This window comes from Vreelandella malpeensis (genome assembly GCF_020622355.1).
Taxonomy (GTDB): Bacteria; Pseudomonadota; Gammaproteobacteria; order Pseudomonadales; family Halomonadaceae; genus Vreelandella; species Vreelandella malpeensis.
In genome coordinates, this window is sequence record NZ_WHVL01000004.1 from 99,697 (window position 1) to 125,781 (window position 26,085).

Here is a 26,085-nt window from a genome sequence, read left to right on the forward strand (position 1 = left end):
ATAGATGCTTTCCCACATAAAGAATTGGTTACAGGGTTGCAAGATAACTATAAAATTTCTCATAACCATAGTGAATTTTTTGATTTAAGAGTAAATAACTTTCCTTATAAAGATTCTATTTTAAATGAAAATACAAATAAGAATGAGATAGAGATGCTAGAAAGAAAGGTTAAAGAGGGGTTTGCTATCGCGAATTCTTTTTTCTCGTATCCGTATTATACATTTGTGAATTTTGGTCATAGCTACAATATCGGTAAGTTAGAAAAAATAACAAACATAATGGATAAAAAACATAATTTTGTATTTGCAACTTTGAATTTTGGAAAACAGCCACCTAAAGGTGTTAGAGTATATAATGTTGATGGATTTAGAGTGACAAAGAATATGCCGGTAGGGGATTCATTCGTCATCCGGCCAAATGGTAGGATCTTGTTCGGTAAAGAGTATTTAAATTTTTACCTTGATTGATATAATTTTATGAATTGATTATGTTAATGTTAAATGTTTTTTCCGATGTTAAAGTAAGGGTGTTGAGCAGTGGTGTAGTAATAGTGCAGCTTGATAGCTTGCCACCATTAGCTGAGTTTTAAAGTCCTTACTGATGTCTAGAAGACCTAAAACGATTCATTTAATATTATAACTACTATGGGGGCTATGTGGCTAACACGTCGATAAAAGATTTCTTAGATGACATTATTCCTTTCTTTATGGATAAAGAAATATGTGTTATTGATGTGGGAGCACATAAAGGTGATGTGTTTAAAGATGTTCTTAATACAGGTGTGACAATAACTGATGCATACTTGTTCGAACCAAATCCTGTTTCATTTAAGAAACTTAAAAATGTAGTAGAGTCTTTGCCGGAAACTACTGTTGTAAAAACGATTAATTTAGCTGTAGGTGATAGAGCGGCTCGTGTAAAAATGAAAGATGCAGACACGATGTCCAAAATTGTAGAAGTAATGGATCCTAAAGTTTCAAAGTCTAAAGCTAGTGATAAATCGTACTTTGAAGTTGATTCGGTTAGGTTAGATGATTTTCTGAGAGATTTTTTGAATGATAATAAAAGAGAGAAAATATCTCTGCTGAAAATTGATGTCGAGGGCTATGAACTCGAGGTTATTGAAGGCGGGCGGGAGCTGCTAACTTCAAAAAAAATTGATGTTGTATATATAGAGGCTGGGTTAAACCCAAACGGAGTACAGCAGACATATTATCGTAAAATAGAAGATGCACTTAATAAGTATGGGTACCGTTTGTTTCGTATTTATGAACAAAAGCATGAGTGGATTGATGACTCGCCTTTTCTACGGCGCATAAATATGGCTTTTTTTAGTGAACGCTTTGCTGCAGAGTATCCTTATAAAGCGACTAAAAAAAAATATGCTGAACGGTCAGTCGTAGTAAATGCTGGTGCTTCCCATGAAAATGGAATAAAGGGTGAGCCTATATTACATGAGACAAGTGTTTTGGTGTCTAAGTCAGCTATTGCTAAGCAATTGAATAAAAATTATAGACGGTTGGAAAGTTTTCATTGGTTAGTTAATGCATTGCATATACGGGGTAGGCTGCCTTACTTGGAAGGGCGTGAAATGGCTCCTGATGCGTTATTAGCAGTACATGAATATATTCGACAAGAGAAACCACGTTTGGTGGTATTAATTGGTGGTGAGGCAACAGCATTAGTAGCTGCGGATGCCTTGAGACAAAATGGAATTGGTAAAATGATTGTATTTGACCACTCACAAAATTTTAGTAGTGGCACACAGAACCGCCTTAAAAGAGAGCATTTATCTGTTTGGTGTGAATTGAACGTCTCTCCTTTAGTTGAGTGGGATGGAGAACATCTTGGCTCTGTGCAGAGAGAAGCTGTTGCTAAAAATAAAAAGTTGCTGAAATGGCATCATCCAGATGATTTTTCAGGAATAAGTAATATAGACTTTCTGGTTGTTGATGGGCCTCATGGAAGTTTATGTCCTTACGCTCGCTACCCAGCCTTGCCTGTATTATTTGATAAGTTAAGTCCTTCTGCTGAAGTATGGCTTGATGATACTGATCGAAGTGATGAAAAGTTAATAGCTGATGAATGGGCAAAGAAATACTCGCTTGATCTTGAGTTTTTTTCTAATGAAAATGGTTTGGCTAAATTAAAAAAATAGAGAGAGAGGGTATTTAAAACAACGATGTATTATGTTGAATCATCAAGAAGGAGGGGGGGGTAAGAAGGATCCTTAAGCCATTGATAAGATTTTAATCTGGCTTTAGTAAGTGTGCAAGCGGTGGCCTATCGCTGCTGATTTAAAAAGTTACGGGTTATATTTACATATGAGTAAAGTGTTAATTATAGCGTGGTGATATGAGTAATGTGCGTAAAGCAGAGGCAGGGTTAGTCGCATGCTTTATTCTTGCTGTTTTGATTTGGCAGCCTTGGGATATGCCTCAACGTTTACTACGGTTATTGATGAAAATTTCGACAGTTCCTCACTGTCTACTCAAGGTGAAGCCCTGCTTGCCCACCCACTGGTTCACCCATCCTCAGGAAGGGGCGTGAAGGCTCGACAGAAATTCAGGTTGATTACGAAGGCTACGAACGTGGTAGTCGCAGGGTGGTCAAAACCCCCCCGTATTCTACCTGCTGAGCAATATGAACTTGCGTTCTGGGTTCGTTTTTGTGAAGAGTTTGATTTCGCCCGTGGTGGTAAGCTACATGGCTTGGGGCATGCTAGTCCGGTGACGGGTGGGAATGAGATTACGGCGAAGGGGTGGAGCGCCCGATTGATGTTCCGCCGAGATGGAGGGGTGAAAACCTACGTGTATCATCAGGATATGGTGGGCGTTTTGGTGATAGGGAAGTGGCTTAAGACTTTGCTTTCCAACCAGGGCAATACCATCATATAAAAATGCGCGTTTTTTTGAATGATCCAGCTTCTGAGAGTAATGGAAGTATGGTGGTATGGGTTGATGATGAGTTGGTGATTGAACACGAGTCGTTGCGCTTTCGTAACCGCATTACACCTGCGAGTTATATACAGCGGTTTTTGTTTAATACGTTTCACGGTGGAAGTAGCCCTGAGTGGGCTCCTCGTAGTAAGGATGGCAGTTATAAAACAGACTGCGCTTACTTTGATGATATTAAGCTTTTGTCATCGTTGTAATTATTAAATGGAGAGATTGTAGGATGAAAATTGCTGTTGCTGGTACTGGCTATGTAGGCCTTTCAAACGCAATGTTATTATCACAACATCATGAAATAGTCGCAGTGGATATTGTGGCTGAGAAAGTGGATATGCTGAATAACCGGGTATCGCCTATTGGAGATGCAGAAATTTCAGCGTTTCTGGCTAGGGAAGACCTAAACTTTACAGCAACATTGGATGCTAAAGCTGCTTATCAAGGGGCTGCTTTTGTTATTATCGCTACGCCAACGGATTACGATCCAGAAACCAATTACTTTAACACTAAAAGCGTTGAAGCTGTTATCAGTAAGGTTATTGAGATTAATCCTGATGCGGTAATGGTCATTAAATCCACTGTCCCTGTTGGCTACACACAGGAAATATCTGAGCAACTTGGTACTCAGAATTTGCTTTTTTCTCCTGAGTTTTTGCGTGAAGGGAAGGCCCTACACGACAACCTTTACCCTTCGCGGATTATTGTGGGCGAATGCTCAGATCGCGCGGCTACTTTTGCAGAATTGCTTAAGCAGGGGGCCGTTAAGCAAGATGTAGAAGTACTGCTTACCAACAGCACTGAAGCAGAAGCCATTAAGCTGTTTGCTAATACCTACCTGGCGATGAGGGTAGCCTACTTCAACGAGCTGGATACCTACGCAGAAACACATGGGCTCGATGCCAAGCAAATTATTGAAGGAGTGGGGCTGGACCCGCGTATTGGCAAGCACTATAACAACCCTAGCTTTGGTTACGGCGGCTACTGCTTACCTAAGGACACCAAACAGCTGTTGGCTAACTATCAGGATGTGCCTAACAATATGATTCAGGCTATTGTTGAGGCCAACCGTACCCGTAAAGACTTTATCTCTGAATCTGTGTTACGCCGTAATCCCTCAGTGGTGGGTGTTTATCGTTTGATCATGAAGACCGGTTCAGATAATTTTCGTGCCAGTGCTATGCAGGGGGTAATGAAACGTTTAAAAGCAAAGGGTATTGAAGTAGTGGTGTATGAACCTGCATTAGAAGCGGAAGAGTTTTTTCACTCAAAAGTCATACGTGATTTTGCTGCATTTAAGCAGAAGGCCGACGTGATTTTGGCGAACCGTATGGTAGAAGAATTGCAGGATGTGGCTGAGAAAGTGTATACACGCGACTTGTTTGGTAGCGATTAAACTTTGATGCACTGTTTATATTGCGCTGTAGATATAGCCTTCAACTAGTAATTTTCAGTGTAACTTATATTAAATAATAAATTTATATGATTGTACAGAAACTTGTTTTTCGTGTATTGCCGTAAAGTGGAGTTGCTTAAGCTTTCAGCAGGTACACGGTATATGGGGCGTGGTTGTTTGCTCTTGCCTAGGGGGTCTTGATTTTTATTGCTCTTGGTAGTCTAAAGCTCTCTTCTCTTTGCTGACAAGGTTTCTGTACGCTAATATATTGGCAGTGCCACAAAGCGTTTTTTACATCTGAAGAGCTTGAATTCTCTTTTTATCTTTACAGCATCTATCATCTGGGTCGTACTGATATTTTGTTGCCTACTTAATTACGTGATAGGAATATATTGTGAGCCAGCAACAGCATTCGATAACTTCACGCTCTGATTCAGAGCTTGCTATCAAGCCTTCTATTAATACATTAGCTCAGGGGGCGATGTTTTGGCAGCCTGATTATCGAGGATCTTCTTCTTGGTTAGAGCATCTTCCATTTCTATTTTGGTTAATTGAAGCGTTGCGCCCACAAAATACGGTAGAGTTAGGGAGCGATCGTGTTGCACATTTTGCGCTTTGCCAGGCAGTAGTGAAGCTTCGCTTGAACGCTCGCTGTTATACAGTCCTACCAGATGGCCAACTTGAAAAAGTATATGACAAGGAGTATGCCACTGAGCATTTTGCATCGATAAGCCAGCCACTTTCCACCACTGCTACACGGGCGGTTGAGCAGTTTGCAGAAGGCTCGGTTGACTTGCTATTGCTACACGTTGAAGCGAGTGATGATAGTGTGGATTACTTGCTTGAGCGCTGGTTATCCAGGCTTTCCTCTCAAGGGGTTGTGGTGGTACCGGGTATTGCTTGTCGTGACCCTGGGTGCCTGGTGTTTCGAGCATTTGAGGCTATTAAGTCGCGTTATCCTTATTTTGAATTTCATCATGCCGGCGGTCTGGGGATTATTGCGGTGGGTGAGCAGTTGCCCACTTTGCTGCAAAACTTGCTGGGGGCATTGGAGTCCGATGCCTCTACTCAGGTAGTACAAGATGTCTTTGCTCGTCTGGGTCGTGGTTGCCAGGATAAAGTAACGTCTCGCCAACAGCGAGTACAGGTGCAGCGCTTGGAAGCTAAGGTCAGTGAGCAGTCAGGTGAGCTTAACAAGCGAAAGCAAAAAATAAGTCAACAAGCAGAACAACTGTTGCAGCTAAATAAGGAGCACGAAAAGCTGCAAGCGAGCATGGCGCAGCAAGAATTTCAAGCGGCTCATGAGCGTGGTCGCTTAGCTGAACGTATTAGTTCACTTGAGGAGTTAAATGCTGAGCTTAAACAGGAGTTAAGGCACCAGCGCCAACAAGCAGAACAACGTGAAATCCGACAGCGTGAAGAGGTTTTAGCCTTAAGACAAAATGAGAATGAGGTACGAGAAGCATTCAAGTTAAAAGGCCAGTATGAGCAGAAGCAGGATGAACTAAAGGTACTTCGTTCAACTATCCAGGCGCGTGAAGAACAGGTTCTGAAATTAACGAGTGATCTGACATATGTAGAGCAAGTAAATACTAAAGAATTTGCTCGACTTAATCAACTCCTTGATGGATATGTTCAGACATTAGGTGAGCGTGATAAACGAGTACAAGAGCTAACTCAGCAACTGGAAAAGCAGAAAGGAGCGAATGAAGAGTGTGTTAATGAGATTAGCCAGCTAACTCTTAAGCAGCAGGATACTGAACGTGTTCTTGATAACGCTGAACAAAGCTGGGCTGCTGCTGAACAACAGGTAGCGCAATATGAACAGAAATTATCAGCCATGACTTCTCAATTACAAGCGTCTACGGTACGTGAGAACGAGGCATTAAAGGCAGTGGATGAGCGCTTTCAGGAGATCGCAGTACTGACCGAATTACTGGAGTATAACGAAACGCAACGCAACCAATTGGAAAAAGAGTTGGAGGCAGCGAAGGCTGCGCAACAAAGGCTGGTGGAAACTGATAAGAGTAAAGTTAGTCAGTTAACACATATGCACCAGGAAATGAAGCGTGCTCTTGGTGAAGCAGAAAAAGGCCGTATAAACGCTGAGCAGCGGGCCATACAGTATAAGAAGGAATGTCAAACGTTATCGGTGCATGAAAAAGAGGTTCGAGAGGCACTAGAGGAGCGCTTTCATGAAATCGCTGTGCTGACTGAACTACTAGAGCAGAATGAAACTCAGCGAGATCATTACGTACAGACCTCTTCTGCTGATAAAGCTCTTCCCTTATCTAAAAGAGCGCTCAAACACCAAATCTCTATGATAAGGGCGAGCTCTTGGTTTGATGCAGAGTGGTATTTGGTTCAATACCCAGATGTTGCCGCCGATGCGCGAATGTCGGTTAATCCTGCTCGCCATTATTTGCTAATGGGAGGATTTGAGGGGCGTAATCCAAGTCCGAGCTTTGACTCAGCTTACTATTTGGCCCAACACTCAGATGTACGTGAAAGCGGTATGAACCCTTTAGTACATTTTCTTAAGTTTGGTGAAAAAGAGTTACGTCGCGTAAAAGCAAATAATAAGTGACTATAGCTGCGTGTCAGTGTTGGAAATGGCTGTACCTAGCTCTATCATCATTGTTAGAAATTAAGTGAACAATTAGGTGGAGTAAATTAAGGATGCAAATTGTACTAGCTGGTACCGGGTATGCGGGCCTTTCCAATGCCATGTTGGTGGCCCAGCATCATGACGTCGTAGCGGCCGATATGGTTTCTGAAAAGGTCGAGATGCTGAACAAGAGCGTGTCGCCAATCGAAGATACGGAAATATCCCCCTTTCTCGCACGTGAGGACCTGCGCTTCACGGCTAAATTGGAAGCCGAAGTCGCCTATCGGGATGCCCAGTATGTGATCATCGCCACCCCAACCGACTATGACCCAAAATCCAACTATTTCAACACGCGCAGCGTGGAAGCCGTCATTGAAAAAGTGATGGAGGTGAATCCGGAAGCGGTCATGGCCATCAAATCGACCGTTCCCGTGGGCTATACGCAGGAAACCGCCTAACGTTTTAATTCCCCCGACCTGATTTTCTTCTCCGGAGTTCCTGCGTGAGGGTAAGGCGCTTCACGATAACTTGTACCCCTCGCGCATCGTCGTAGGCGAGTGCTCAGCGCGTGCTTAAACCTTCGCTGAGCTCTTGAAGCAGGGCGCGCTCAAACAGGATGTCGAGGTACTGCTGACCAACAGCACCGAGGCGGAAGCAATCAAGCTGTTTGCCAACACCTACCTTGCCATATGAGTCGCTTATTTCAACGAACTGGATACTTACGTCCAGATCCATGGCCTGGATGCCCGTCAGATCATTCAAGGGTAGGGCTCGACCCGCGTATCGGCAAGCATTACAACAACACAAGCTTCGCTTACGGCGGTTACTGCTTGCCTAAGGATACCAAGCAACTGCTGGCCAACTACGAAGACTTGCCCAATAACATAATTCAGGCGATCGTTGAGGCCAATCGCACGCGTAAGGACTTCATCGCGGAATCCGTGCTCGAACGTGACCCGAACGTGGTCGGTGTGTACCGCCTGATTATGAAAACCGGCTCGGACAACTTCCGTGCCAGTGCTATGCAGGGGATCATGAAGCGTTTGAAAGGAAAGGGCATCGAGGTCATCGTTTACGAGCCGACCCTTCAGGCAGATGAATTCTTCCACTCCAAGGTGATCGAGGACCTCGAAAGCTTCAAGGCCCTAGCCGATGTCATCTTGACTAATCGCATGGCCAAGGAGCTTGAATACGTGGCTGGCAAGGTTTACACCCGTGATTTGTTTGGTAACGATTGAGCGGCCTGGCACTCATGGCCGGCTACCCTGAACCACAAAAGGGCCTTCATGAAGGCCCTTTTTCATGCTTACGGCGCTCTTGATGATGTGGGCAACAGTGATTCGCGCCTGGCGCAACCGGGGAAAAACACCCATTTCCAATGCAAAAGCGAGCGAGCGAGAGGCCCGAAAAGGCTTCGATCCCGAGTGGTACCTGGCCCAATACCCGGATGTGGCCGCCGCCGGGCTAGACCCCTGGCAGCACTATTGGCACCACGGGCAGTTCGAGTATCGCTTGCCTCGGCGTAACCGCGCCCAGGAGTGGGACCACGCGCTGTGGCGCGGCGGCGAACACGTCGTGCTGCCGCGTTTGCGTGCGTTGGTAGAAAGCGATGAAGCCAGTGATGAGGAACGCTTCACCGCGCGCCTGGCTTTGGCACGCTGGTACCGCTGGAAAGAGCAGTGGGGCGAGGTCATCTCGATACTCACGCCCCAAGGCGTACTGATCGAAGGCGGGGTGCCGCTCACGCCCAACGCCGCCTTGCTGCTTGTGGAGGCCGGTTGTCGTCTATCACGTGATGCCTGGGAAGCGGGGCACCCAGGCCTGCTCGATCAAGCGCTGGCGTTCTTGCAGCGCGCCTTCCCGGATACGGCAGATACCGCGCTCGCCCAGGCCAATGCATGGGGTACACGAAACGATGCGCTGCAGGCGCTGAACCGTTTTTACGCGCGCCGGGGCTTGATGACATTGACCCCGTTCGATTCCGCGTTGCCCCTCGGCTTGGATAACCTGGCCGCTAGTGCCGCTGAACCGGACAGTACGCCGGTCGCCCAAGCGCTGGTCTCGGTCATCGTACCGGTCTACAACGCCGAGGCCGCGCTAGGCACCGTACTCCGTGGCCTGTTTGCCCAACGCGGCGTTCGCCTCGAGATTCTGGCGGTAGACGATGCCAGTACAGATGGCTCCGTTGCTGTCCTCGAGCGCTGGCAGGTTGACTGCCCTGCCCACGTGATGCTGGTAGTGCTGCGCCATGAGATCAACCAGGGCGCCTACGCCGCCCGCAACACCGGGGCGGCCCAGGCCACCGGCGCGTTCATCACCGTTCACGACAGCGACGACTGGTCCCACCCGGAAAAGCTTTACCACCAGGTAGCGGCACTGGAAAACAACCCCGGCGCCCAGGCCTCGCTTTCCCACTGGGTGCGTGCCACGCCTGCGCTCTTGTTCCACCGCTGGCGGCTGGACGAGTATGGCTGGGTCTACCCGAACATTTCGTCGTTGATGATTCGCCGGGGCGTTCTCGAGACGCTGGGGTTCTGGGACGAGGTCCGGGTGAATGCCGATACCGAATACCGCGAGCGGCTCGAGGCGGCGTTCGGCCCGGGCAGCCTGGTGGAGGCGCTACCCGGCGTGCCGCTGGCCATCGGTCGCGCCAGTGGTGATTCCTTGAGCCAGCAAAGCGCATCGCACTTGACGTCACAGTTTACGGGTATGCGCTACCACTACATGGCGGCGGCCCGGCAATGGCACGCAAAGGCCAGCGCTCCCGCCGATCTTTACCTTTCCAAACATCCGAGCATACGCCCTTTTCAGGCGCCAGTAGCCATGGTGCGCGCACCGCAAGCGCCGCTTTCAGATGCGCTCACCGATGAAGAGCGTCTGCGCGCGTCCTCGCTGTTCGATCCCGGCTGGTACGTGGAGCGCTATATCGATCTTCAGTCGGCCATGATCGAGCCCTTCGAACATTTTCTTGCCGTAGGGGCGAGCGAAGGGCGCGACCCGGGCCCGGATTTTTCCACCACGGGGTACGCGCGTCGCTATGAAGAGGCGTTGTCTACCAGCGGGCAGGCGGCCTGGGCGCATTACCTGCACGCGTTGGAAAAAGGACAGGCCACGCACCACGACGCCTTGCCGGTCTGGCCGGGCGAGCGCGCTCACGCCGAGCGGCCGACGGTGCTGCTGTGCGCTCATCAGGCAGGGCATACGCTGTTCGGTGCCGAACGCAGCCTGCTCGACGTGCTGGACGCCATGAACACCTTGGCGTGGAACGTCGTCGTGCTGCTGCCGGAAGCCGGTAATGCGGCCTACGAAGCGACACTGAAAGCGCGCTGCAAGGCGCTGGCGGTGGTGCCTTACGGATGGTGGCAGCAGGGCAAGGCGTGCCACCCGGCTACCACCGCCCACGTTCGCCGGCTGATCGAACGTCTCAATGTCGATGCCGTGCATGCCAATACCCTGGTGTTGGACGAGCCCCTGGCCGCCGCGCGCGAAGCCAAGGTGCCCGCCATCACGCACGTTCGCGAGCTACCCGCCTTCGATGCCGCGCTGTGCCAGACGCTGGGCGCAACACCTGCGCAGCTCTTTGCCCGTACCCATGTGGTGAGCGATTTGATCATCGCCAACTCCAGGGTGGTCGCCCAGGCGTTCGGCGGGCCGGCGGCACCTTGCGTGCGTGTCGTTCCCAATACCATCGACATGGCGCCGCTACTGGCATTGCCGCCGTGCGTGCCGGGGCCTGGCCAGGCGTTTCGAGTGGGGATGCTGAGCAGCAACCTGCCGAAAAAGGGGCTCGACGATCTCGTGCGGGTGGCGCGCCTGCTCGAGCATCGCGCGCCCTCCATTCGCCTGGAGCTTTATGGCCCGCGCAGTGCGGCGCTCGAGCGCGTTCTGGCAGATTCGCCCCCGGCCAACCTGCACGACATGGGCTATGTGGATACCCCCGCTGAGGCGCTGGCGGCTGTGCATACCGTGGTGAACCTCTCGCACTTCCAGGAGTCTTTTGGGCGCACGGTGCTGGAGGCCATGGCCGCTGCGCGCCCGGTGGTGGCCTACGCCTGGGGCGCCTTGCCAGAGCTCGTCGTCGAAGAGCAAACCGGCTACCTCGTACCATTCGGGAAGGCCGAGGCGGTGGCGGACCATCTTGTATACCTGGCGCGCTCGCCTCGGTCGTGCCTCGCCTTGGGTGAGGCGGGCAGGCAACGTGCCCGGGCGCACTTTGGCCCCAGGCAGCTCGCAGAAGCGCTACGCCAAGGGTACGAGACTCTGGGGGCGCCCTGGGCGTAGCGGCGCTCGAGAACGCGGTTGGTGTGATTGAAACGGTTCGCTCGCATGGAGCAGGGCGACACGGAAAGGAAGGCATCGTTTGGGTACTGCACGGGAATTGAAGAGCTGGCTGAAAAAGCATCTTTCGGATGGTGGCGATGCGGCTTGGGAGCAAGCGCCGGTGATGCGGTGGGAGCTGGACTACCCATCGTCCGTTCGAGAGTCCCGCTTCACCGATGCGGGGCGGATCGTGCAGGGCTGGGTGCTGCTTCAGCCAGACCAGCTGCATCTGGTCGACGAACTGCGCATCGTGGCCGCCTGGGAGGCGAGTTTCGAGCTTTGTCATCCCCTCGAGATCGAACGCCCCGATGTCATCGAGCGGGTACTGGAAGAGCCCGCCGACGCGCACCCGCAGCGCTGTTGCGGGTTTCGGTTCACCGTGCCGGCGCGTATCGGGCATTTTGGTCTGTGGCTTGTGTGTGGCGAACACCGCTGGCTGCTTCAAGAGGTCGAGATAAGCGAGAACGCGCCCGAACCTGGCCAGCTTGCGCCCACGCTCAAGGTGCTGGAAGGCAAGGCTGGCTGGCTGTTTCTGGATAACGATACCAACGGCAGCGTCGATCAGTACTGCGGTCGGTTACGGCTGACTCGCCAGGGGCTGGCCGGCTGGCAGGCGTATCTGAACGGGTTTCGCGCCCTGGCCGAGGGAGTCGGCGCGCGTTCAGCGGTACTGGTGGCGCCCTCCAAGGAGAGCGTGATGGGGCCGCGTTACCACCCGCGCGAGGAGGGCACCGGCGGGCCGATCAGCCAGTTGCTGGCCCTGCCCGAAGTCGCCGAGTTCGTCTACCCGGTAGCCGAGCTCCAAGCCTTGAACGATGCCGCCTTCATCCAGACCGATACCCATTGGGCACCGCGCGGCGCCATGACGGCCATAGGCTCGTTGGCAAGCGCCCTGGGGTTCGAAACGTCGGCGGTGCAGTCGCTGTTCGCTGCCGACAAGTACCAGGCGCGCAAGCTGGTGGGCGACCTGGGCAACAAGTTCACTCCGGAGCGCTCCTGCGAGATCGATGCGCTTCGTTCGTTCAACTACAACCGCTATCGCCATTTCGATAACGGCCTGCCGAATTTCGGGCGGCTCGTCGTCCTTGCCTACCCCAAGGCGATGGTGGCCAGTACCTGCTTGATCTTCGGCTCCTCCTCGAGCTATTCGACGTTCAACTACCTGAGCCGCCTTTTTCAGCGGGTGGTGTTCGTGCACAGCGCGGGAAGCCTCGACCCGGCGTTGATCGATGCGGTAAGCCCTGCGTTTCTCGTGGTGCAGACCAACGCGCGTTTCGTGGTTCAAGTACCCAGCGCCGAGCAATCGCTGACGGCGCTGATCGATGAAAAACGCGCGCGATTGACCCCGGAAGAGCATGAACTGGTCGCCAAGCGGCGGGTCGACGTCGATGAAAACGACGAGACGATCGCGCAGCTGGGCCTGGCCGCCTGGGTTGGGCGGTAATCGGCCCGGCGGACCTCAATGAGATGGCCGTGGTCTTGCGCGCTCGAGGCCTAAATCGGCGGGCGAGGATGTTGAATGCCGAAGCGACTGTTACTATGCCCGCTTTCTTCTGGTTGGGTGCTGTACGAGTTTCATGAACAAGACCTCTTCTCGACGCGATCATGCCTGGTATCTTCATCACCGCCGCCCGAAGGCACTGGTGCCATTGCAACAACTCGCGCCAGGCGACGAGGCGGGGGTATGGCACTCTCAGGGCATGGAGCCGCTGTTTCAGTTGAAAGGGCAGCTTCCATGGCCGGGCTGGAACATGGTCGAGGTGGATGGCGAGAGCAGCGTCAGCGGTATCGTCGCGACGCTGACGCTGGAGTCCACCCGCCGCCAGATCACGTTCGATTTTCCCGTACGCCGTGGCAAGGTGACCAAGCGACTGATCTACGTGCCCTTCGGGGTCAAGAAGGTGACGTTCGCGCCGATGAACGCCGCCGGCACCTTCACCTTGCGCCATTTTCAGTTCGTATGGCTCACCCCCATGTTCGCCTACAACCGTATGCTCCAGCGGTTGACGAGCATGCACCAGCATTATCGTGATCTGCCGCTGCACGACATCGTCACGAGCCTGAAACAGCAGGCGCGTAAGCAAAGTCGCAAATGGCAGACCATTGCGCTGGAAGACTACGACAGCACCTTCGTCAGCATGTCGACAAGGCGCCATTACCAGCAGTGGATTCGCCAGATCGAGCAGCGCCGGGCGCCTTCTGAGCACGATATCGCGACCCAGAGCGACTTCGCCTGTAGCGTGTTGATCGTCGGTGCGGTGGTAGGTGATGACGAATCCGCCTTGAAGGCCCGCCTGAACCAGAGCCTGGCAAGCCTGGCTGAGCAATCGCTGGCGCCGCGACAGGCCATACTGCTGCTCTCTACGGATACTCACGCCCGCCTGCGCGAATGGCTCGACGAGTGGCGCCGCGAGCTCGCGTTCCTGCAGGTGATCGAATCTAGCGCCACCAGTATCGCCGGGAAGCGCCGGGAAGCGCTTTCCCGCGCCGAACACGACTGGGTGTGGTACGTGCGCCCCGGCGACCGGCTGGCGGAAAGTGCGCTCTACCATGCCGCGAGCATGGCGGGCGATCACCCCGAGGCCCAAATGCTGGTGGCCGACGAAGACAGCCTGGACAAGCAAGGGGTGCGCCATTCGCCTCTGTTCAAGCCGGCCTATAACTTGGACCTTCTGCTCTCGATGCCCTACATGGGCCGTGCCGTCTGTTATCGGCGTGACCGGCTGACCCAGCTTTCCCCCGAGGCGGCCGGCCCCCAGGATAACGACGCCGATTGGCTCGACTACGCCCAGACATTGAGCCTTGCCCGCCAACAAGGGTTCGTGGCTGATTGGCTGGCGCACGTTCCCCATATTGCCTACCACGGGGTTCCCCGTGAGGAGGAGGCCGATTACGTGGGGCTGGTTCAGCGACACCTGGACCAGTGCTCGGCGGGCGCGCGCGCCAGCGCCGGGCTTCTACCGGGCACTCAGCGCGTGCGCTGGCCCATGCCCACGCCCGAGCCGTTGGTGAGCCTGCTCGTACCCACGCGCGATGGCGTCGACATTCTGCGCCCCTGTGTCGATGCGCTGCTCGAGCGCACCGACTACACCCATTTCGAACTCTTGATTCTGGACAACCAGAGCACCTGCACACGCACGCTGGCTTACCTTCGTGAGGTCGAGGCGCGAGATGCTCGGGTGAGCGTGCTGCACTACGATCATCCCTTCAACTACTCCGCCATCAACAACTTCGGCGCCGCTCAAGCCAAGGGCAGCATCATCGGCTTGATCAACAACGATATCGAGCCGATGGAAGGCACCTGGCTCACGGAGATGGTCGAGCAGGTATCGCGCCCGGAGATCGGTTGCGTGGGCGCCAAGCTGTATTACCCGAACGATACCGTGCAGCACGGCGGCGTCATCCTGGGGTTGGGCGGTATGGCGGGTCATGCGCACCGTTTCTTCCAGCGCGAAGAAGATGGTTACATGGGGCGGCTGAAGGTCACTCAGAACCTTTCCGCCGTGACCGCTGCCTGTTTGTTGCTGCGTAAATCCGTGTTCGATGAAGTCGCCGGGCTCAACGAGGCTCACCTGGCCGTCGCCTACAACGACGTGGACCTGTGCATCAAGGTCCGCGAGGCGGGGTATCGCAACCTCTGGACGCCTTTTGCGGCGCTCTACCACCACGAGTCGATTTCCCGCGGGGCCGACGACACCCCTGAAAAACGCGCCCGCTGGCTCAGCGAATACGCCTACATGCGCCAGGCCTGGGGCGAGCTCCTGGACAGCGACCCCGCCTACAACCCGAACCTCACCCTGGTGCACGAGGATTTCTCGCTGCGCTAACGGCCCATTCAGGGCGGCTAGCGCCGCCACGCGAGTGCCTCGCTGTCGCTCGTTACGCCGCGCTACGGGTGATGGATGCACACCCCGTAGCGCGGGTAAGCCGAACGGCGCACCCGCGAAAGGCAGCGCGCAGCGGTGCGTCAGGTGGCGAAGGCACATCCGGGCGGCTGGTCGCCGCCACCGCGGGTGCCTCGCTGGCGCTCGATACGCCGCGCTACGGGAGTGCACATACTCGTAGCGCGGGTAAGCCGAATGGCGCACCCGCGAAGGGCAGCGCGCAGCGGTGCGGCAGGTGGCGGAGGCACATCCGGGCGGCTGGTCGCCGCCACGCGGGTGCCTCGCTGGCGCTCGTTACGCCGCGCTACGGGAGTGCACATACTCGTAGCGCGGGTAAGCCGAATGGCGCACCCGCGAAAGGCAGCGCGCAGCGGTGCGGCTGGGGGCGGCGTCTTTGTTCGAGCAAGCGCAGGTCCATGATGGAAGGGAGCCTAAGTGAGCAGTAAACACTGGACGGTATTGAGCGATGGCGCGAGGCCCACGGAGGATATCTACTTGCTCGGTTCGGCGGCGCCGCTGCTGGAAGGGCAGGGCCATCTCGTGCAGCGCATCGTGGCGTCGCGGGTGGCGGTGGCGGCGTGGTGGCAGCGGTCGCGTCTTCGTGGGCGGTTGGATGAACACCATCTCGTCATTTGCCGTTCGCTGCCGCTTGCCTGGGTGGCTTGGCTGGAGCGCCAACGGCATCGGTTGGGGTCGATCACGTATCTGATCGATGACGACCTGGAGGTCGCCGCCCGCGACCCGCGCTTGCCTGCGGCGTATCGTGCCCGCATGGCGCGCATCGCCCATTTGCAGCCTCGGCTCCTGGCATTAGCGGATACCGTGGTCGCCTGCAGCGAGCAGCTCGCCGCGCGGCTGCGCCCAAGGCATGCAAGCGTGCACGTACTGACGCCGCCGCTGCTGGCGCCGTTGCCGCCTCGTCACCATTTCGAGCAAGGGCCCAGTGAAAACGCCCCCTGGCAGTTGGGGTTTCATGGCACCCGTGCGCACCTGCCAGATCTTGATCACATCGCGCCCGCGCTGGTCGAGCTGCAGACCCACCGCCAGGACATGCAGCTCGAGATCATGCTGGGCGATCATGCACCGCCCACGCTTGCTTCGCTTCCCGGCGTGCGCACACCGAAGCCGCTACCCTGGGAGGCGTTTCAGGCCTACCAGCGCCAACATCGCTTTCATATCGGGCTCGCGCCGCTGTGGGAAACCCCCTTCAATGCGGGGAAGTCGTTCATCAAGTTCCTGGATATCGCCGCCATGGGGGGAGTGGGCATCTACTCCGACCGTTACCCCTATACGGCCATCGTGCGTCACGGTGAAAACGGCTTGCTGGCAGGGGATTCCCCCGGGGAGTGGCAGGCCGCCATTACGCGGCTGCTGGATGACCCGGTGTCCGCTGGCGCCATGGCGGCGCAAGCCGCAGACGATGCCAGAAGACTCGGCGAGCCCGGCACGGCCGCCCAGTTCTGGGCGGCGCTGCCGCATTCGCACCGCCTCGATGATCAAGGTTAAGTTTAGAGTTTCACGTAGCGTTTATAGTAGTATTCATGCCACAGGACAGGCCCATAGTTCGCAAAGGAGGCGCAGGTGGATAACATCGTCAACGCATTTTTCGAGCACACCCCCAATGCCGATATCGCCGCCGAGCGCGTGGCGTTCGGTACGTCCGGACATCGTGGCCGCGCCACCCAGCGTACCTTCAACGCCGCGCATATCTGGGCGATCACCCAGGCGGTGGTGGATTACCGTGTGGATGCTGGCTACCGGGGGCCGCTGTTTCTGGGGCTAGATACCCACGCGCTGTCTCGCCCGGCCTGGGAGTGCGCGCTACAGGTGCTGGCCGCGAACGATATTGCAGTGATGATCGAGAAAGGACAGGGCTATACCGCCACGCCCCTGGTCAGCCATGCCATCTTGCAGCATAACGCCAACCCCAATGCGCACCGGGCGGATGGCCTGATCATCACGCCTTCTCATAACCCGCCGGAAGACGGTGGCATCAAGTACAACCCCTACCACGGTGGCCCGGCGGATACCGACGCCACCGGCTGGATCGAGGCACGCGCCAACGAGTATCTTGCACGTATCGACGATGTGCCGCGCGTTACGCTTGAAAAGGCGCTCGCCCACGCCAGCGAGTTCGACTTCACCGCGCTCTACGTGAACAACCTCTCGCAGGTCGTCGATATGACGGCGATCAAGCGGGCGGGCCTTAAACTGGGCGCGGACCCGATGGGCGGTACGGCCTTGCCGGTGTGGCAGGCCATCGCCGAGCGCTTCGAACTCGAGCTCGAGGTGGTCAACACCACCATCGACGAAAGCTTCGCCTTTATGCCGCCGGATCATGACGGCAAGACACGCATGGACTGCTCGAGCCCGGCGGCCATGGCGAACCTGCTCGAGATCAAGGAGCGTTTCGATCTTGCCTTCGGTAACGACCCGGACGCCGACCGTCACGGCATCGTCGACGCTTCCGGCCTGATGAACCCCAACCACTTCCTGGCCGTGTGCGTGGATTATCTCTTGAGCTATCGGCCGAACTGGCCCGCCAGCGGCGGAAACGCGCTCAAGATCGGCAAGACCCTGGTGTCGTCGTCGATGATCGACCGCGTGGTGGCGTCTCACGAGCGCGAGCTTTATGAGGTGCCGGTCGGCTTCAAGTGGTTCGTCGAAGGGTTGCACCAGGGGTATCTCGGTTTCGGCGGCGAGGAGAGCGCCGGCGCGAGCCTTCTCACCCGCGATGGCAAGCCGTGGTCGACGGACAAGGACGGCATCGCGCTGTGCCTGCTGGCCGCCGAGATCATGGCGGTCACCGGCAAGACCCCCAGCGCCTATTACGCCGAGCTGACCGAGCGCCTGGGCACGCCCAGCTACAAGCGGGTGGATACCCCCTGCACCTTCGAGGAGAAGGCCGCGTTCAAGAAGCTGACCGCCGAAAGCGTGGCCGCCGATACCCTGGCCGGCGATGCAATCACGGCGATACTGGTCAAGGCGCCGGGTAATGGCGCCGGCATCGGCGGCCTCAAGGTGACGACGCAAAACGGCTGGTTCGCCGCACGGCCCAGCGGTACCGAATCGCTCTACAAGATCTACGCCGAAAGCTTCAAGGGCGACGAACATCTGGACGAGCTGATCGAAAGCGCAAAGGCGCTCCTGAAGAACGTTCTGGTAGGTTGAGTGGTCAGAGACAGCGGTGTGGCACTATGGCGCGCGCCGTGTCTCTTTTAGGCGCATGAGGCGGGTGCATTGACCTCACGCCTGCTACTATAGTGGCACTCGTTAAGGTTCGATTGGCGTACAGGCTCGTAAGCCCCCGAAAGCGCCTCTCAATATCGAGGTTGGCTCGAAGATTGCTGATAGGGATGAATGAATCATCTTATGAGACTCAAGGACGATACGATGAACGTTTCCACGTTTTCCAAGCCCGCTCGCGTCTATACCCCGCTCAACGCGCTGCAGTCCCACGCCGAACAGCTCCAGGCAAAGTCGCTGGCGGATCTGCTGGGAGGCGAGTGCCAGGTGGCGAAGCGGCGCGCCGAAGCGCTGCGTTTCGATTTGGGCTCGCTGCATCTGGATTTCAGTAAGCAGCGCGTAAGCGAACAGACGCTGTCCCTGTTGATGGACTGGGCGCGAAGCTGCCGGCTCGAGGAGCGGCGCGAGGCGCTGTTTGCCGGTCGTCACGTCAACGTCTTCGAGAATCGCCCGGCGCTTCACATGGCCGCCCGCTGGCCCGAAGGCGAGCCGGCCCCGCAGGGCATGGAAGAGGCCGTGGCGTTCTGCCAGGCCCAGAGGCAGAAGCTGGCCGGTATGGTCGAGCGGCTGCACGCGCGCCAGTGGTTCGGCGCTACGGGGCAGTCGATCACCGACGTGGTGCACATCGGCGTGGGCGGCTCGGACCTCGGCCCCAAACTCGTCAGCGAGACCCTGGGCCAGTGCCCTAGCCAGCAGCACGTGGGCGTACACTACGTCTCCAGCATGGATGGTGCCCAGTTGCTGCCGCTGATCGAGCGCCTGAATCCGGAAACCACGCTGCTCGTGCTGGCCTCCAAGTCGTTCACCACCGCCGATACCCAGTTCAACGTGAAAACGGCGCTCACCTGGCTGAGCGAAGCGCTGGAGATCGACGTGCCGACGCTGTGCGGCCATCAGCTCATCGGCGTGTCCACCCGCGCGGACAAGATGACCGAGTTCGGCATTCCCGAGGCGCACCAGCTCGAGTTCAAGGAGTGGATCGGCGGGCGCTTCTCGATCTGGTCGCCCATCGGGGTGAGTGTCGCCATGCAGCTCGGCATGGAGACGTTCGATCAGCTTCTCGAAGGCGCGCACGCCATCGACCAGCACTTTCTTGCCGCGCCGCTTCATGAGAACGTGCCGGTGCTCATGGCCGTCATCGGGGCGTGGAATTCGCAGTTTCTGAATATCGCGACCCACGCGGTACTGCCTTACGATGCGCGTATGGCGAGCGTGCCGGCGTACCTTCAGCAGCTGGAAATGGAGTCCAACGGCAAGAGCGTGGGGCTCGATCAGAAGCTCGTGCCGCATGCCACCTGCCCGATCATCTGGGGCGATGTCGGCCCCAATGCCCAGCACGCGTTCTATCAGCTGTTGCACCAGGGCAGCCACACGGTCAGCGCGGATTTCATCGCCGTGGCCAGCCGCGAGCATGGCATCGAGGGGCCGCTTGCCGATACCCTGAACGCACAGGAGCATTTGACGCTCGCCAACTGCCTGGCGCAGTCCCAGCTGTTCGCGCTCGGTGACGACGCGATTCCGGCGGTATCAAGGGGGCAGATGGCCCAGGGATACCGCGGCAACCAGCCCAACAGCGTCATCTTGATGCAGCGCCTGGATGCCTGGAACATCGGCGCACTGCTGGCGCTTTATGAACACAAGGTATTCGTGCAGTCGGTGCTGTGGAACGTGAACCCCTTCGATCAGCCCGGGGTGGAGCTGGGCAAGAAGCTCGCCACCAGCCTTTATCAGCAGCTCGAAGGCGAGCCGGTGGATACGCCTACGGTGTTCGACCCCAGCACCGGGGCACTGCTCGAAAAAATTCAGGCATGGCGGCAGTGACCGCCCGCCATGATCGATGACGCGAAGAAGTCGCATGACAAAGGATGATTCAATGACTCAGGTCCGCAAGGCCATCATTCCGGTGGCGGGTTTCGGTACACGCCTTCTGCCCATCAGTAAGGCGATTCCCAAGGAGATGGTGCCGGTGGTGGATCGCCCGTTGATCCAGCACGTGGTCGAGGAGGCCCTGGCGGCTGGCATCGACGAGATCATTCTGGTCACCCGCACGGGCAAGTCGGCCATCGAAGATCACTTCGATGCGCATTTCGAACTCGAGCATTCGCTGGCCACCAAAGGCAAGGATGCGCTGCTGGAAACCCTTTCGGCCATCGCGCCGCCCCGGCTCAAGGTCACCAGCGTTCGACAGCCCAATGCCAAGGGCCTGGGTCACGCCATCCACTGCGCCGCCCACCTGCTGGACAAGAACGAGCCCTTCGCCGTCATCCTGCCGGACGTGCTGGTGAAGCCCCAGCCGCAAGGCCAGGGCTGCGACCTGGGCGACATGGTGAAGCGCTGGGACGCCAATAACGCCTCGCAGATCATGGTGGAAGCCGTGCCCGAGGAAGAGGTGTACCGTTACGGCATCGTCGATTGCGACGAACCCCAGGCCGGTGAAAGCGCCGACATGCGCGGCGTGGTCGAAAAACCCAAGCCGGAAGACGCCCCGTCGCGCCTGTCGGTCATCGGCCGCTACGTGCTGCCGTACCGCATCATGGAGCTGCTCCACGACCAGGCCCCCGGTGCCGGCAACGAAATCCAGCTCACCGACGCCATCGACCGCCTGATGCAGGAAGGCCAGACCGTTCAGGCCTTCCGCATGCGCGGTCGCACCTTCGACTGCGGCCACATCGAAGGCTGGCTGCAAGCCAATACCACGCTTGCCCGCGAAGCCGGGTTCGATATCTAGAGCGCTTGGCGCGTTGACCCTGGGAGGGCGGCGTGTGCTGCCCTCCTGCACAGGATCAGCGGTGGTACTGTTTCTCGCGTTCGGGTTGCCAGTAAATGGCGTCGATGCGCAGATCCACCTGGGTGTGATTCGGCAGCGGCCAGGTAATTATATCGCCCACCTTGAGGCCGATCAGGCCCGCCCCCACCGGGGCCATGACCGAAATGGCATCGTCGACGCTCTTGAGGGCGTGCGGGTAGACGAGCGTGCGGACCATCTGTCGTCCGTGGGTCAGGTCCGTAAAACGAATGCGGCTGTTCATGCTGACGACATTATCCGGGATGTCTTCCGGGTCCAGCACCTCGCCCCGAGTCAGCTCCTCTTCCAGAAGATTCGCTACCGCCTGCTCATGGGGCAGGGCGTTGTCGATCAAGCGTTGAAGGCGCTCGGCGTCCAGACGATTGATGATGATGGGTGGGCGTTGCTCCATGTCTTTTCTCCAGGTAAAGCAACTCAAGAAATACCGCTTGTTCAATAAACCGATAGGTGGCAAAAGCCACCAACGCAAAAAAGCCTCTCCCCGAAGGGAGAGACCCTCTATCAAGGCCGCGCGATTTGTTCGCCGGCGCGAGGGCGTCTACATCACGCCCTGGTCGATCATCGCATCCGCCACCTTGCGAAAGCCCGCGATATTGGCGCCCAGCACCAGGTTTCCGGGGTCGCCGAACTCGGCGGCGGTCTCGGCGCACTGACGGTAGATGTCCGCCATGATGCGTTGAAGCTTCTCGTCGACTTTCTCGAGAGGCCACTGCTCCATGGCACTGTTCTGGGCCATTTCCAGTTGGCTGGTGGCCACGCCACCGGCGTTGGCTGCCTTGCCGGGTCCATAGGCGATGCCGGCTTCCAGAAAAAGCTCCACCGCTTCTTTGGTCGATGGCATGTTGGCGCCTTCGCTGACACAACGCACGCCTTGAGCCAGCATCACTTCGGCATCTTCCAGAGTCAGCTCGTTTTGGGTGGCGCAAGGGAAGGCGGCTTCTGCCTTGATGTGCCATACCGAATGGCCATTCATCGGGTAATCACGCACGGGAATATAGCGCGCTTGCGGGCGCTGTCCCACGTACTCCTCCAGGCTGCCCCGGCGACGTTCTTTCAATTCCTTGAGCAGCGCGATATCGATGCCTTCTGGATCATGAATCATGCCTTGGGAGTCGCTGCAGGTAACGGGCCGAGCGCCCAGCTCCAGAAGTTTCTCGATGGTATAGATGGCCACGTTGCCGGCACCGGAGACCAGACACGTCTTGCCTTCGAGGGTGTCGCCCCGGTCGGCCAGCATGTTCTGGGCGAAGTAGACGGCCCCATACCCCGTGGCCTCCTTACGACCCAATGAGCCTCCCCAGCAAAGCCCCTTGCCGGTCAGCACGCCTTCATAACGTCCCGTCAGTCGCTTGTACTGCCCGAACAGGTAACCAATTTCCCGACCGCCCACGCCGATATCCCCCGCCGGCACGTCACTGGTCGGGCCGATATGACGATGAAGCTCGGTCATGAACGCTTGGCAAAAGCGCATGATTTCCGCGTCCGACTTGCCTTTGGGATCGAAGTCGGCGCCGCCCTTGCCGCCCCCGATCGCAAGTCCGGTCAGGGAGTTCTTGAAAATCTGCTCGAACCCCAGAAACTTGATGGTGCCGGCGGTCACGCTGGGATGAAAGCGTAGCCCACCCTTGTAAGGGCCCAGGGCCGAGTTGAATTGAACACGAAAGCCCTTGTTGACGTGAACCTTCCCGGCATCATCGGTCCAGCTGATGCGAAAGAACACCTGCCGTTCGGGCTCTACGATCCGTTCGATGATTGCATGATCGTGGTAGTGCGGGTAGCGCTCGAACAGCGGGCGCAAACACTCCAGCACCTCTTCGGCGGCCTGGTAGAATTCGGCTTGGGCGGGGCTGCTGTGCTGTAGCCGGTTCAAGGTGTCGTGAACGTAGGGCATGAAATCGTTTACCGTTACTGGGTCATTGAAAAGTGATGGCGGACCAGCCAGTGGCCTCATTTAACGACCCCTACGCAAAGCTGCATACCCTATGTCGTTTTGTAATGGTGGGAAAGGCACAAGGATTAGACTAAAGTCTTGCTTTTTTGAGGTGCGGCTTAGTGTTGAGTAGAGTTTCGATAAACGAAAATTAAACGTTTTAGGGCAGGGTGGCCGCGCTAAACGGTGCGTTGGTGGCGGTGGCTCAATCCGGGCGGCTGGTCGCCGCCACGCGGGTGCCTCGCTGTCGCTCGTTACGCCGCGCTACAAGTGTGCAACCCGTGCGCGGGTAAGCCGCAGGGCGCACCCGCGAAAGGCAGCGCGAAGCGGTGCTTCAGGTAGCGGTGGCACATTCGGGCGGCTAATCGCCGCCATCGCGGGTGCCTCGCTGTCGCTCGTTACGCCGCGCTACGAGATGTTCACGTACCCGCCATATGGCGTCATTCCCAATTCATGCTGGCGATGGCGGGAGTGTGTTGTGTGCCCCAGTTCTCGTCGTACCAGCCCTTTTTCACGCAGGCATTGAAACTGGACCAGCGCCATTGGGAGGGCGCCGCTACGTAGCCGTGTTTCACCGGATTGAAGTGGATGTAATCCATATGGCGCTGCCAGTCGTGGTCATCGCGAATGACGTGCTCCCAGAAACCGCGTTGCCAGACGGTGTCTATTTCTTCGGAAAGCAACAACTCCTTGGTGGCGGTTTTCTTGATCTCTCGCCAGCGCGATGAATAATCGGCATCCCCTTCGGGGAGCGTCCATAGGCAGTGGAGATGGTCGGGGAGGATGACGAAAGCGTCCATCGTGAAGGGGCGGGCGTGACGTACGCGACGAAATGCCCCGCCCCAGGGCGGCGATGTTGCGCTCCTTCGCCAGCAGCGGCTGCCGTCGATGGGTGACGACGGTAAAGAAGTAGGTGCCGCCCGGTATCAAGGCCCGTCGGTAGGTTGCCATCGAATCCTCTTGCTGACTCCAAGGTTAATCAAGATTAGACAGGATCGGTGGCATTGAACACCCGTAGCGCGGGTAAGCCGCAGGGCGCACCCGCGGAAAGCACCGCGTAGCGGGGCCGTGAAGGCGCTTTTTACATTTTACAGCGGAGCATCAAACCGGCAGTACCGCACATCCGCTCGGGGTTCGGTCCCGCCTTGTAGCGCGGCATGTCCAGCGCCACCTGGAGGTTGAGCCCGTCCTGGAACATGCTGGCCACTACCTGCACAGCTGCATGTAGCCACCCATCACGCTGAAGGGGCCGACCGCCTGGTCGTCTTTGGTGATAAACCCCGGGATGATGGTGTGGTAGGTGCGCTCACCCGGGCGCAGCACATTGGCGTGATTCTCGTCCAGGTCGAGGGCGTCCTGGGCGATCAGCTCACTGCGCTTTTTGAGGTGGTCGGGCGAGAGCATTTGCTCGACAGTGAGGGACATGTGCTGGCGCTCTCCGGCGACAAGCCGGGAATGCCTAGCGAGATCAGCGGGATGACGCTGCCACCCACGGTGAAAGAGTTGCCGGCCTCGAGGGCTGTTACGCCCTCTACCGTTTATCTAATTAAAAATCGATTTTCAAGGCCGTTCGACTATAGGCGAAGCAAGGAAAGAGCGTCAATGGTCGAGCATGGCAAGGCACCGGTCGGCCTGGCCTGCGCGCGCAGGCCATTTCATTCGCCGTGCAAGGCCATCGACCGTAGCGCTCGGCGGTTTACCCTGGGCGGCGATTCGTGCCTTAATGCGCGTTCAATGATCGGAAAGGAAGCGGGTATGAAAGCGTGGGCACGGTATTTGGTGTGGGGCGGCGAGGTATTCACGGGCAGCAAGTCCTTCAAGGCCAACCCGATACTGGGCAGCGCACGTCTCAACCGGTGGGGACTGCACGCCGCGCGCGTTCGCCTCGCCTACTGGATGACCCGCCTGCGCATGGCGATGCTGGCACCGGGCGTGCCGCGTGCGGATCGTCGCCAGTTCAATGAGCAAGGTTTCGTGCTCAAGGAGAACTACCTCTCCGAGGCAGAGTTTCAGGCGCTCGTCAAGGCCATTGCAGCCTTCGACGGCGAGATACGCGAATGTTGCCAGGGTGACGCTCGTACCCACCGCATCCTTCTCACTCCCGAGGTGCTGAACGCGCTGCCGGAAGTGAAGAGCGTGCTGGAGGCGCCGTCGCTCAAGCGACTGTTTCGCTATTGCGCGGGCCATGCCCGCCTGCCGATCTGCCATATCGAGAACGTGCTCAACGACGCGGCCGCCCCTGGCGTGCGCCGCGATCCGCAGAAGAACCTGCATGTCGATACCTTCCAGCCCACCATGAAGTTCTGGCTCTATCTGGAAGACGTGACCGAGCGCAACGGCCCGTTCATCTACGTGCCCGGCTCTCATCGCCCGCACCGCTCGCGCCTTGAGTGGGAGCACGCCATGAGCCTCGAGGCGAGTGGCCACACCGACCACTATACCGCCAGCGGCTCATTTCGCGTCGGCCCCGAAGATGCGGCGCGCCTGGGCACTGAAGGCCCGCGCGCGTTTTGCGTGAAGGCCAATACCCTGCTCATCGCCAACACCTTCGGCATTCACGCCCGGGGTGACGCCGAGCCGGGCAGTTCGCGATTGGCGCTGTGGGGCATGAGTCGAACCAACCCTTTCCTGCCACTGCCGGGGCTGGGGTTTGGCTACGTCAACCGTCTGCAGTACCGCGTTCTGCAGCGCATGCGTCACCGCGACGACGAAAAGGCCGCCGCGCGCGGTACGCTCTCCTCCTGGCACCGCATCGAACAGACCCGCATCATCGACGACCTCCCCGCCGAACCGGCTTCCAAGGCCCGATAATCCCTGTAGAAAGAGAGTGCGCTGGGTGGCCCAGCCGGGCGGCTGGTCGCCGCCATCGCGGGTGCCTCGCTGTCGCTCGTTACGCCGCGCTACGGGGTGCGTTCTTTCCGCATTGTGAGCACATTCTTCCGCGTT

General features: G+C 57.0%; 15 protein-coding genes and 3 pseudogenes. 14 read left to right on the plus strand and 4 right to left on the minus strand.

Translation table 11 applies throughout. The features are described 5' to 3' along the window. The first annotated feature begins 656 nt into the window (after positions 1-656). From GEV37_RS10560 to GEV37_RS10615, 13 genes and pseudogenes are all read left to right on the plus strand, one after another. Complete coding sequence (locus GEV37_RS10560; protein ID WP_227390219.1) at positions 657-2,159, plus strand: FkbM family methyltransferase; 1,503 nt, start codon at positions 657-659, stop codon at positions 2,157-2,159. 235 nt (positions 2,160-2,394) lie between these two features. After that, positions 2,395-2,898 (plus strand): polysaccharide lyase, encoded by a 504-nt coding sequence (locus GEV37_RS10565; RefSeq protein ID WP_227390220.1) that lies wholly within the window; start codon positions 2,395-2,397, stop codon positions 2,896-2,898. A gap of 2 nt (positions 2,899-2,900) precedes the next feature. Then, positions 2,901-3,155 carry a polysaccharide lyase gene (locus tag GEV37_RS17100; protein ID WP_386110772.1) on the plus strand — a complete coding sequence of 85 codons (255 nt, stop codon included), beginning with the start codon at positions 2,901-2,903 and terminating at the stop codon, positions 3,153-3,155. Positions 3,156-3,178: 23 nt separating this feature from the next. Then, a complete protein-coding gene (locus GEV37_RS10570; RefSeq protein ID WP_227390221.1) occupies positions 3,179-4,345 on the plus strand; it encodes a nucleotide sugar dehydrogenase in 1,167 nt (388 codons plus the stop codon). 394 nt (positions 4,346-4,739) lie between these two features. Next, on the plus strand, positions 4,740-6,932 hold the full coding sequence (locus tag GEV37_RS10575; protein WP_227390222.1) for a class I SAM-dependent methyltransferase: 2,193 nt from the start codon (positions 4,740-4,742) through the stop codon (positions 6,930-6,932). 92 nt (positions 6,933-7,024) lie between these two features. Next, positions 7,025-8,191: pseudogene (locus GEV37_RS10580) on the plus strand (nucleotide sugar dehydrogenase). Between the two features lie 82 nt (positions 8,192-8,273). After that, positions 8,274-11,234 (plus strand): glycosyltransferase, encoded by a 2,961-nt coding sequence (locus GEV37_RS10585; protein WP_227390223.1) that lies wholly within the window; start codon positions 8,274-8,276, stop codon positions 11,232-11,234. A 79-nt stretch (positions 11,235-11,313) separates the two neighbouring features. Next, positions 11,314-12,717, plus strand: a complete 1,404-nt coding sequence (locus tag GEV37_RS10590; protein ID WP_227390224.1) for an alginate O-acetyltransferase AlgX-related protein — start codon at positions 11,314-11,316, stop codon at positions 12,715-12,717. Positions 12,718-12,850: 133 nt separating this feature from the next. After that, positions 12,851-15,100 carry a glycosyltransferase family 2 protein gene (locus GEV37_RS10595; protein WP_227390225.1) on the plus strand — a complete coding sequence of 750 codons (2,250 nt, stop codon included), beginning with the start codon at positions 12,851-12,853 and terminating at the stop codon, positions 15,098-15,100. 492 nt (positions 15,101-15,592) lie between these two features. After that, complete coding sequence (locus tag GEV37_RS10600; RefSeq protein ID WP_227390226.1) at positions 15,593-16,663, plus strand: glycosyltransferase family protein; 1,071 nt, start codon at positions 15,593-15,595, stop codon at positions 16,661-16,663. Positions 16,664-16,738: 75 nt separating this feature from the next. After that, on the plus strand, positions 16,739-18,328 hold the full coding sequence (pgm, locus tag GEV37_RS10605; protein ID WP_227390227.1) for a phosphoglucomutase (alpha-D-glucose-1,6-bisphosphate-dependent): 1,590 nt from the start codon (positions 16,739-16,741) through the stop codon (positions 18,326-18,328). Positions 18,329-18,550: 222 nt separating this feature from the next. Then, positions 18,551-20,224, plus strand: coding sequence for a glucose-6-phosphate isomerase (gene pgi, locus GEV37_RS10610; RefSeq protein ID WP_227390228.1), 1,674 nt, complete (start codon positions 18,551-18,553; stop codon positions 20,222-20,224). A 52-nt stretch (positions 20,225-20,276) separates the two neighbouring features. Continuing rightward, positions 20,277-21,131, plus strand: coding sequence for a UTP--glucose-1-phosphate uridylyltransferase (locus GEV37_RS10615; RefSeq protein WP_227390229.1), 855 nt, complete (start codon positions 20,277-20,279; stop codon positions 21,129-21,131). Between the two features lie 55 nt (positions 21,132-21,186). Here GEV37_RS10615 and rnk read toward each other — a convergent pair whose 3' ends face one another. The 4 genes and pseudogenes from rnk to GEV37_RS10635 form a co-directional block, all read right to left on the minus strand. Then, positions 21,187-21,600 carry a nucleoside diphosphate kinase regulator gene (gene rnk, locus GEV37_RS10620; RefSeq protein ID WP_227390230.1) on the minus strand — a complete coding sequence of 138 codons (414 nt, stop codon included), beginning with the start codon at positions 21,598-21,600 and terminating at the stop codon, positions 21,187-21,189. Between the two features lie 147 nt (positions 21,601-21,747). Next, positions 21,748-23,100 (minus strand): NADP-specific glutamate dehydrogenase, encoded by a 1,353-nt coding sequence (gene gdhA / locus GEV37_RS10625; protein ID WP_227390231.1) that lies wholly within the window; start codon positions 23,098-23,100, stop codon positions 21,748-21,750. Between the two features lie 479 nt (positions 23,101-23,579). Beyond that, positions 23,580-24,090, minus strand: a pseudogene (locus tag GEV37_RS10630) (REP-associated tyrosine transposase). Positions 24,091-24,283: 193 nt separating this feature from the next. Beyond that, positions 24,284-24,576: pseudogene (locus GEV37_RS10635) on the minus strand (gamma-glutamyltransferase); the annotation flags it as partial. A gap of 318 nt (positions 24,577-24,894) precedes the next feature. Between GEV37_RS10635 and GEV37_RS10640 the strand changes: the two are divergent. Next, positions 24,895-25,950 (plus strand): phytanoyl-CoA dioxygenase family protein, encoded by a 1,056-nt coding sequence (locus tag GEV37_RS10640; RefSeq protein ID WP_227390233.1) that lies wholly within the window; start codon positions 24,895-24,897, stop codon positions 25,948-25,950. Positions 25,951-26,085 lie beyond the last annotated feature (135 nt).